At 66.8% G+C, this 9,594-nt stretch carries 7 protein-coding genes and 1 pseudogene; 4 read left to right on the top strand and 4 right to left on the bottom strand.

The window, feature by feature from the left end:
* Nucleotides 1–1,287 (bottom strand): annotated as a pseudogene (locus DD1DGNOD_RS15845) (hypothetical protein); the annotation flags it as partial.
* Nucleotides 1,288–1,620: 333 nt separating this feature from the next.
* Between DD1DGNOD_RS15845 and DD1DGNOD_RS30535 the strand changes: the two are divergent.
* Entirely contained in the window at nucleotides 1,621–1,980 is a 360-nt protein-coding gene (locus DD1DGNOD_RS30535) for a DUF5999 family protein (RefSeq protein ID WP_131767181.1), read from the top strand.
* Between the two features lie 286 nt (nucleotides 1,981–2,266).
* Here the strand turns inward: DD1DGNOD_RS30535 and DD1DGNOD_RS15835 are convergent, their stop codons facing one another.
* Nucleotides 2,267–3,136, bottom strand: coding sequence for a hypothetical protein (locus tag DD1DGNOD_RS15835; protein WP_131767180.1), 870 nt, complete (start codon nucleotides 3,134–3,136; stop codon nucleotides 2,267–2,269).
* A 339-nt stretch (nucleotides 3,137–3,475) separates the two neighbouring features.
* On the opposite strand from DD1DGNOD_RS15835, the gene DD1DGNOD_RS15830 reads away from it, so the two are divergent.
* Entirely contained in the window at nucleotides 3,476–4,291 is an 816-nt protein-coding gene (locus DD1DGNOD_RS15830; RefSeq protein WP_131767179.1) for a pirin family protein, read from the top strand.
* 169 nt (nucleotides 4,292–4,460) lie between these two features.
* On the opposite strand, the gene aceE is transcribed toward DD1DGNOD_RS15830, so the two are convergent.
* The gene (gene aceE / locus DD1DGNOD_RS15825) at nucleotides 4,461–7,217 is read right to left on the bottom strand and encodes a pyruvate dehydrogenase (acetyl-transferring), homodimeric type (protein ID WP_131767178.1); all 2,757 of its coding nucleotides are present in this window, start codon (nucleotides 7,215–7,217) and stop codon (nucleotides 4,461–4,463) included.
* 390 nt (nucleotides 7,218–7,607) lie between these two features.
* Here aceE and DD1DGNOD_RS15820 point away from each other — a divergent pair, with 390 nt between their 5' ends.
* On the top strand, nucleotides 7,608–8,012 hold the full coding sequence (locus DD1DGNOD_RS15820) for a YjbQ family protein (RefSeq protein WP_131767177.1): 405 nt from the start codon (nucleotides 7,608–7,610) through the stop codon (nucleotides 8,010–8,012).
* 186 nt (nucleotides 8,013–8,198) lie between these two features.
* Nucleotides 8,199–8,636: a DUF3052 domain-containing protein gene (locus DD1DGNOD_RS15815; RefSeq protein WP_131767176.1), complete on the top strand. Its 438-nt coding sequence runs from the start codon at nucleotides 8,199–8,201 to the stop codon at nucleotides 8,634–8,636.
* A gap of 148 nt (nucleotides 8,637–8,784) precedes the next feature.
* On the opposite strand, the gene DD1DGNOD_RS15810 is transcribed toward DD1DGNOD_RS15815, so the two are convergent.
* Nucleotides 8,785–9,378 carry a DUF4234 domain-containing protein gene (locus DD1DGNOD_RS15810; protein ID WP_131767175.1) on the bottom strand — a complete coding sequence of 198 codons (594 nt, stop codon included), beginning with the start codon at nucleotides 9,376–9,378 and terminating at the stop codon, nucleotides 8,785–8,787.
* Nucleotides 9,379–9,594: the final 216 nt, after the last annotated feature.

Genomic DNA, 9,594 nt, shown 5'->3' with positions numbered 1-9,594 from the left:
GTCCCCGGCAAGGCCGCTTCCGGCCTGCCCGTCCCCGTCCCGCCTGCCCGCGAGCAGGACCGCAACGGCACCGAGGGCCACCATGGCGCCCAGCGCCGGCCCCGGGGTGAAGCCGTAGCGCTGGTAGGCCCGCAGGAACGCGGCAGGCCCGGGAGCGACCTGCCGGGCGACCTGCGCACCGTTGAAGGTCATCAGCGGTGCGTTGTTGTTCCAGTAGGCCGGCACCGCCTCGGCGGGGAACTGCCAGGTGCCGATATACCAGTCACGTGGTCCCACCCATCGGCCGGGGGTGAAGAAATGGGCTACCTCGCTCGTCACCATCCGTGTGTAGTCCACCGGCTGGCGCAGGATGACCTGGTGGGCGAACTCGGCCAGCACGGCATCCTTTCTGTCGTCGGGAACACTGACGGTGAAGCGGGGACTGTTGTGGTTCCACACGTAGTAGTTCGGCCCGGGCCGTTCGGCCGGTGGATGCGGTGAACACAGCTGACGGGCGTCCAGGCTCAGATCCAGTCGCGTGCAGTCGGCGATGGGCGCCACCCGGCCGTAGAGCCAGTACGTGTCGCCCCCGGTCAGCGCGTAGGTGCCGTGCGCGGAATGGAACCAGACGGCGTAGCCCGCCAGCGGTGCGGCCAGCATGCCGGTGAACACGGCCGACCGTGACCAGCCGAGCCGCCGCACCAGCACCCAGACCAGCGCGAGCAGTCCCAGGACGATCCCCACCGTGCGGACCAGCGATGCCAGCGCCAGGCAGCCGCCGGCAAGTCCGCAGGCCTGTACGGACGGTCTCGGTGCCCACAGGAGGGCCACCGCACCCGCGACGACCAGCGCCTCGAACAGCGTCTCCGCCATGACGAAGTGTTCGATGTTCACCTGGTAGGCGTCCAGCAGCACCGGTGCCGCCGCCAGCGCCGCCACCGGAGGGGCTACGCCCCAGTGCGTCACCAGCGCGTAGAGGCAGATGCCGAGCAGCACGCCCGTGGTGTGTTGGACGGCTGGCACCACCCACAACCGGTGGGTCACGGACAACGCGCGCAACAGCAGTGGATAGCCCGCCGGCCGGACCGGATCGGGCACCAGGGGCTGCGCGAGCCGAAGGTAGGCCAGGGAGTCCCCGGAGAACTCCAGCGCCGGGCGATAGGCGATCATGGCCAGCACCCGCAGGACGACGGCCATGACGACGAGGACCGTGATCGGAGCGTGCCCGCCGACCGTCAGCCGGCGGACGAGGCCGAGCCGCGGGGCAGCCGGCCGGAGCAAACGCAGCCGGCGTCGGTCCCGATCCAACCGGGGGCCTCCTGATCACGCCACGTGCGGCCCGCTGGCAACGTGGCCGGGTACACATCCGTAAAGGGTCCCGAGAAAACGTACCGAAGGGATTTTCCGACCATCGGTCGGCGTCGTCATATCCGGTATCTGTCACCGGATGCTTCCGGGCTGGTGGTACGGGAGTGTCAGCCGCCGCAAATCGGGGCGCAAAGCGAGCAAATGGAGACGCAAGGCATGATGCGCCGGGCTACGGCGGTCGTGTTGTCATGGCTGTGTCCCAGTCGCCCTACTACCACCACCCCCAAGAGTGCAGGTCGATGTGACGTCCGTTACGCGGAGGCGTAATCTTCTGTGACTGTGCGAGGAACATCGGTTTCTGGAGATCTATCGACAACGACGTCGGCGAGTTCACAGGCACCCACCGAGGTCCGCCAAACCGGCAGGGGGAGCTGTCCTCATCAGCCGCCGTGTCCGTCCGCCACCAGTCCCGACCGGGACGCCGCGCGGGTGACAAACCGGCACTGTGATCAGGGCTGGAGCTTGCTGTGCAACGGTGTGATCCTTTTCGATGACACCGGGGAGATTCTGCCGACGGGAGGCACCATCGAGCCGCGGCGGGTACCCCCGAGGACGACGAGCATGGTCGGGAGCAGCATGGTTGCCGTTCGGCAGTCGATGGCCCTGCCCATACCGCGCGTCCGGACCGCGTGACGAACCGGCCGGCACGAACCGGCGCCCAACGGCCACCCGGCCGAAGAGCGCGCGAAGATGTTTTTCGCGCGCTCGGAGAGGCCCAAGGGGCCTACCTGGCCGAAGAGCGCGCGAAGATGTTTTTCGCGCGCTCGGAGAGGCCCAAGGGATCTACCCTCGCCGAAGAGCGTGCGGAGATACTTTTTCCCGTACTCCGAGGCTCCTTGAGGAACCTATCTGGCCGAAGAGCACGCGAGGATAGTTTTTGCGTGCTCGGAGGCGCAGATCCCTCGGTTACTTCGGGGATCTACGTTCCCGGGGCCTGGCGATGCCGGTTGCTGTCGTAGCGCTCCTGGAGCGGAACCAGCGTGTGTAGCGGTGCGGTCAGGCTCGCGACGGTGTCGGGGTCGAGGATGTCCTGGACGAGCAGGGCACACGCGAGGTCCGCGCAGAGCTCCATGACCCGCTGGTCGGTGCCGACGTCCACGGAATCGATCATTTTGTTGCAGGACGGGCACAGGCGCCAGAACCCCTCGGCGGCGCTGCGGCGCACCAGCGTCCACACCCGGCGGCGTCCCGTGCGTACGGCGCTGTTGAACGCGATCTGCATCGCGTCACGGTGGGCGATCTCGTCCCGGGTGAGCGCGGCTACCAGCAGGCGATCGTATGTCCGCAGGCTGTCCGCGTCGTGACAGCGCCGTGCCAGCACCGGCAGCGCGGCGAGGACACGCTTGACCTCGGATCCGAACGGACCGAGATCCGGTTCGTGCCCTCGGCTGCGGGGGTAGACGGTACGCCATGGCCGCAGCAGTGCCGCATACTCCGACCGGGTGAGAATCGGTTTGGCGTATGCGGCCGCGATCGCGTCACGAACCGCCTTGAGGGCGGTCGCGGTGACGCTTGGATCAACCGTCACGTAGTCGTCGATGCCTGCGAGGTCGTCGGCGTAGATGGCCGACAGGGCGTCGAATGCGGCGAGGACCTCGATGACGAGCGGCGCATCCGGTGACAGTGCCTTGTCCCGTGCGGCGGCAAGCTGTGGCGTGTTGCGCCAGACCGAGGCGAGTTGGTTGAGTTCGACGTCACTGGTGTGCACCAGTTGGGCGAGGATTGCGAGGATACCACGGAGATTGGGATGATTCTCGAGTCTGTCGATCCGGCGGAAACGCAGAATCATGCCGGTTTCCCCAGCTTCGCGCGGGCCATGTCACGGCTTCGTATTCTGATGATAACGCCGAGTAGCATTCCTGTCCGTGGCGACCCTGACATCTGTCGTGCCGGGCTGTCGGCAGCCGTCACATCGCCTCCTCACGAGGCCCTCGCGTCGCGCCTGGGGCTGGTTGGCCAAAGGCCCCGTTCTTCCTGGACATCCGACTGGGGATCATAGTGGTCGGGACGAATAAGTTGGACCATGGTCTCGGCAGCATGTACGTCGGATGAACCCTACGGCAACTGGCGCACCGATAGTAGCCGCAACGATGGTAGCCGGAGGACGCAGGCGAGCGACAGGAAAGGGATGCGAGCGACTGTGACCGATATCTCGGCGTTGCGGGGGGCGGGGATTGCCGTCAGACGTGCGGACAGCCGGACGGTGACCCGAAATCACTGGCTGGACTCCCGTCACTCGTTCGCGTTCGGTCGTCACTATGATCCCGCCAACACCCATTTCGGCTTGCTGCTGGTCACCAACGACGACCATGTCGCGCCTGGTGGTGGCTTTGAGACCCACTCGCACCGTGACATGGAGATCGTGACATGGGTTCTGGACGGTGAACTTCTGCACACCGATTCCACCGGCACCCGTGGCGTCATCCGACCCGGGATCGCCCAGCGTATGAGCGCTGGTACGGGGATCCTGCACGCGGAGACGAATGCGGTGGCGTCCCCCGGCGCCGCAGACACACCCGACATAGCGGGATGTGGGTGTGCCCCCGGCGATCCGGGCACCGTCCACTTCATCCAGATGTGGGTGATCCCCGATCTTGCGGGAATCACTTCTAGTTACGCCCAGATGGATGTAACGGATGCCCTCGCCAGTGGCGAGCTGGTGGCGGTCGCCGGTGGCGTGGGCTCGAATGCCGCCATCGACATCCAGCAGCGCAACGCGGTCCTGCACGCGGCGCGTCTGCCCACCTCCGGCCGGGTGCAACTGCCGTCCGCGCCATGGGTGCATCTGTTCGTCACGCGCGGCCGCGTCACGGTGGAAGGCGCAGGTGAACTCGGCACCGGGGATGCCGCCCGGATCAGGGGCTGCGACGGACTTTCCGTGGTCTCCGAGGCCGGGCCGGCGGAGATCCTGGTGTGGGAGATGCACGCCGCACTCGGGCGGTAGAGGGGCAGCCGATCCGGGGGGTCCGGGAGGCCCGGACCCCCCGGATCGTCGGAGCAGACGCGCTGGAAGCAGGCACGGCGGCAGGTGGCGACCCTGACGTCGCCACCCGCCGCCACCTGCCGCTGTCGGGAGTTCTACACCTCTGTCAGAAGCTTTACTGCCAGAAGTTTTACGCCTCCCGCAGGTTGTACCGGCGGATCGCGTCCTCGACGACCGCTGCCTTGACCGCACCGTGGCGCGTCAAGGCCTCCAGGGTCGCCACCGCGATCGACTGGGCGTCGACGTGGAAGTGGCGGCGCAGCGCCACCCGGGTGTCCGAGCGTCCGTACCCGTCGGTACCCAGGGAGGAGTAGTCCTGGGGGATCCAGCGTGAGATCTGGTCCGGTACCGCACGCATCCAGTCACTTACAGCAATCACCGGTCCGGGTGTTCCCTGCAGAATCCGGGTCACGTACGGCCGGCGCTCCACCGAATCCGGGTTCAACAGGTTGTGCTCCTCGCAGCTGAGCGCTTCACGGCGCAGCTCGTTCCAGGAGGTCACCGACCACACGTCCGCCTGCACGCCGAAGTCGCTCGCGAGCAGCTCCTGGGCTTCGAGCGCCCATCGCATCCCGGTACCGCTCGCCAGCAGCTGCGCGTGGTGCGGCTCGGTGTCCGAGCCGGTTTCGGCCGGTGACCGTACCGGCAGACCTGTTTCGGCGAACGGCCGGAACAGGTACATACCGGCGAGTATCTGCGCCGGATCGATCCCGGCGGGCTCGGCCGGCTGCGGGAACGGCTCGTTGTAGACGGTCAGGTAGTAGAAGACGTCCTCGTTGCGTTCGCCGTACATACGGTCGAGGCCGTCCCGGACGATGTGGGAGACCTCGAAGGCGAATGCCGGGTCATAGGCCACGCATGCCGGATTCGTCGAGGCGAGAAGCAGGGAGTGGCCGTCCTGGTGCTGGAGTCCCTCACCGTTGAGGGTCGTGCGGCCCGCGGTGGCGCCGAGCAGGAAGCCACGACCGAGCTGGTCGCCGAATGACCACATCTGGTCGCCGGTCCGCTGGAATCCGAACATCGAGTAGAACACGTACACCGGTATCATGTGCACGCCGTGGGTGGCATATGCGGTGCCCGCGGCGATGACCGATCCCATCGAACCGGCCTCGTTGATGCCCTCGTGCAGCATCTGGCCGGACTCGGACTCCTGGTAGGAAAGCAGGAGCTCACGGTCCACGGCCTCGTAACGCTGGCCGTGCGGCGAGTAGATCTTGGCGGTCGGGAACATGGCGTCCATGCCGAAGGTGCGTGCTTCGTCGGGAATGACCGGAACGAACCGGGCGCCTATTTCCTTCGTCTTTATCAGGTCCTTGAGAAGACGGACGAAGGCCATGGTGGTGGCCACCGGCTGCTTGCCCGAACCACGACGCAGGTCCTCGAAGATTGACGCCGGTGGCTGCGGGAGGGGCCGGGCGCGGACGACCCTTCGTGGCAGCGTCCCGTCCAATGCGGCCCGACGTTCCCGCATGTACTGGATCTCTTCTGAATCCGGGCCGGGATGGAAGTAGGGCGGCAGGCCGCTCTCCAGTTCGGAGTCGGGAATCTCCAGGTAGAGCCGGTCGCGGAACTCCTTGAGATCGGCCTTGGAGAGCTTCTTCATCTGGTGCGTCGCGTTGCGCGCCTCAAAGTCCTTGCCCAGCGTCCAGCCCTTGATGGTGTGGGCGAGGATGACGGTGGGCTGACCGGCGTGCTCGGTCGCCGCCTTGTAGGCAGCGTACAGTTTGCGGTAGTCGTGCCCGCCGCGGGAGAGTTTGCGCAGATCGTCGTCAGAAAGATCCTTGACCATACGACGCAGTCGCGCGTCCGCACCGAAGAAATGCTCACGAATATACGCGCCGGACGACGTCGTATAGGTTTGGAACTGGCCGTCCGGTGTCGTGTTCATCCGGTGGACGAGTACCCCGTCGGTGTCCTTGGCGAGCAGCGGGTCCCAGTCGCGGCCCCAGACCACCTTGATGACGTTCCAGCCGGCGCCGCGGAACAACGATTCCAGCTCCTGCATGATTTTTCCGTTGCCGCGGACGGGCCCGTCGAGGCGCTGCAGGTTGCAGTTCACGACGAAGACGAGGTTGTCGAGCTCCTCCCGCGCGGCGATGCCGAGCGCGCCGATCGACTCGGGCTCGTCCATCTCGCCGTCACCCAGGAAGGCCCACACCCGGCTACCGGACGTATCCTTGATCCGCCGGTTCAGCAGATAGCGGTTGAACCGGGCCTGGTAGATGGCGTGGATCGGCCCGAGGCCCATCGAGACGGTCGGGAACTCCCAGAAATCGGGCATGAGACGGGGATGTGGGTAGGAGGACAGCCCGCCGGGCTCGCTCTCCCGGCGGAACGCGTCGAGCTGGCCCGCGGTCAGCCGGCCCTCGAGAAAAGCACGGGCGTAGATACCCGGTGAGGCGTGGCCCTGAATGAATACCTGATCGCCTGAATCGCCGCCGGGCCCGCCGGTCAGGTTGTCCTTGCCGCGGAAGAAGTGGTTGAATCCCACCTCGTAGAGAGCGGCGCTGGAGGCGTATGTCGCGATATGTCCGCCGACGCCGTATTCGGGCCGGTTTGCCCGGCTCACCATGATGGCCGCGTTCCAGCGGACATAGGCCCGGATGCGCCGTTCGATGTGCTCGTCCCCGGGGAACCACGGTTCCCGCTCCGGCGGGATGGTGTTGATGAAATCGGTGCTAGTGAGTCCGGGCACTCCGACGGCCTTCTCCCGGGCCCGTTCCAGCAGCTTCAGCATGAGGAATCGGGCCCGGCCACGGCCCTGCTCGTCGATCACCGCGTCCAGGGACTCCAGCCATTCGCCGGTTTCGGACGGGTCGATGTCCGGCAACTGGCTGGGAAGTCCGTCGGTGATGACCGAGAACCTCCTGCCGCTGTCCTTCGCCACGTGTTCTCCCTGACGTCACTTGGTCGTTGTTCACATGTTTCGTCGCGAGTAGGTCCCCTTCTATCGTGCTCTGCGCGGGGAGGCTCGTCACGCTTCCCGACGTTACTTGTGGCCCAGGCGGCCGAAGAGTACGCGATCATGATTTTTCTCGCCCGCCGGGAGGTCCCGAGGAACCTGGGCGTGGGGTGGGTGGCCGTGGGCGGAAGCTGCCGCCGGCCCGCTGAACCCGGTTGCCGGGTTGTCAGGTTGACAGGTTGACAGCGGCCGGGTTGTGAGCTGGCCGCGTTGCCGGCGTGGCTGAGGGCGGGTCGGGCGGCAGGTCCGGTGAAACCGCGGCCCGACGCGGGACACCCGGCCGGGGAATAATGGCATTCGGGGAGAGGGCGGAGCATGGAGACGACCACGGTGTCCGTACACACCGGCGAGACCGAATGTGTTCGTGATCTCACCGGGCACGCCCGTCGATTCGTGGCGGGGCGCGGGGACGGGCTGCTGTCGGTGTTCGTCCCGCACGCGACCGCCGGGGTCGCCCTGCTCGAGCTCGGTTCGGGCAGTGATGCCGATCTGATTGCCACACTCGGTGAGTTGCTGCCGGCGGATGGTCGCTGGCGTCATGCCCACGGTTCGGCAGGCCACGGGCGGTCGCACGTCCTTCCGGCCCTGATCGCCCCGTCACTGACCGTGCCGGTCCTCGACGGTCGCCTGCTCCTCGGGACATGGCAGTCGATCGCACTCGTGGATCTCAACGTGGACAATCCCGAACGCACTGTTCGACTCTCGTTTCTGTCCGGATGAGCCGGTACGGGTGGCACCTTTGTCCACAACTACCGGCGTGGCACTTGCGCTGCCCCGGGGTGCTCCGGTGGACTAGGTCCACGGTGGTGCGCGCAGCAGGTGGATCGAACAACCGCCGTGCCGTACAGCCGGTACTCGCAGGCAGCGTGCCCGCGGGTAGCTGACATGAGTAGGAGGTTGTTGAGGGTGAGTCCGACCGCGGCGAACGCCGAGGGTCAGCGGCGTGCGGAACGTCTGGGCATTACGCCCGGGGTACTGGTTCAGTCGCTCAACGAAGATAACGACATCGCCCATGATCTTCTCGACGCTGTCACCTCGGCCAGCGGAACGGAACTCGTCCCGGAGGACTCCGACGATGTGGTCGACGTCGTGCTGCTGTGGTGGCGGGACGACGACGGCGACCTTGTTGAAGCACTCATCGACGCGCGCCGCCAGCTGTCGGAGTCCGGTGTGATCTGGCTGCTGACACCGAAGGCCGGTAGGGCGGGCCACGTGGAGCCCAGTGACGTTCTGGAGGCCGTGCCGGTTGTCGGTCTGGTGCAGACAAGCACCGTGAGCGTCGCCACGGAGTGGGCCGGCATGCGGCTTGCCGCACCCAAGTCCCAGCGGGTCCGGCACCGGTAGGCGCAAGGCGGGTCCCCATGGCCGCCGTGAGCCGCTCACCGCCGGCATCCCTCCTGGATCTCGACGCCGGGTTCGCGGGCGTCGAGATCCCAGGGATGGACGCTGCCCGGTCGAGCAGGTGTCCGGTTCTCGCCTCGGGGAGGCCCGGTCAGGCGTACAGGGGTACTTGCTGTCCTTCCACCGCACCCGGATAGCGGTCCCAAATCTTGTTGATCTCGTACTGGAGATACAGCGCGCCACCGCCGACGAGCCAGATGACGAACGCGACGCCGGTGCTCAGTTCGGGTATGCCGGCCGCCCGCTGGGCTCGGCGCGCGCGGGCACCCAGCCGCCACACGGCCACGAACGGTGGCACGATCAGGAACGCTCCCAGCGTCACCGCGAGTACCGACAGGGCGGGGTTGACCTCGATCCGCCGGTCGTAGCCGTTGAGTTCCTTGTTGGTCTTGTAGATCCACACGATGCCGTAGATACCAAGGGTGATCAGAGGCAGGCCGAGCCAGGACGCGAAGGGATTGCGCCGTCTGCCGCGAACGCCTGCGCCCACCGGTTGTGGATAACCGGTGGGAACGGGAGTGCCCGGCGTGGGGTATCCGGCCCCGAACCCGGGCTGACCCTGGTACCCGGGGCCGCTGTGGGGATCTCCGTACGGGGGCTGGCCGTACTGGCCCCCACCCTGGGTGCCGTACGGTTGCTGTCCGTAGCCAGGCTGGCCGTACGGACCGAAATTCTGGTCGGTCACCGCGCTCCCTATGTTGTGTATACCGCTGTTTCGTACACCGCCGGCGGATGTGCCGGTCTTGGCTGATCAGAGTAGTTCCGGCAGGTCACCCCGGTCGTCGTGAGGGCGCTCCCGTGCTGAGGGAATCCCCGTGCTGGAGGAACCCGCGTGCTGAGGGAACCCCGGTGCCCGGCTCTTCGGAACGTCCAACCCGGCCGGGGCGCCCCGTGCCGGGGG

The sequence above is a fragment of the Candidatus Protofrankia californiensis genome, from assembly GCF_900634765.1.
GTDB lineage: Bacteria > Actinomycetota > Actinomycetes > Frankiales > Frankiaceae > Protofrankia > Protofrankia californiensis.
The sequence above is the reverse complement of the archived record's forward strand: the minus strand, read 5'-3'. Positions and strand labels throughout refer to the sequence as shown.

Bases quoted from the DNA above. Each gene is read 5' to 3' on its own strand.
- DD1DGNOD_RS15835 (WP_131767180.1), bottom strand. From the start codon at position 3,136: ATGATTCTGCGTTTCCGCCGGATCGACAGACTCGAGAATCATCCCAAT.
- DD1DGNOD_RS15830 (WP_131767179.1), top strand. From the start codon at position 3,476: ATGCGAGCGACTGTGACCGATATCTCGGCGTTGCGGGGGGCGGGGATT.
- DD1DGNOD_RS15820 (WP_131767177.1), top strand. From the start codon at position 7,608: ATGGAGACGACCACGGTGTCCGTACACACCGGCGAGACCGAATGTGTT.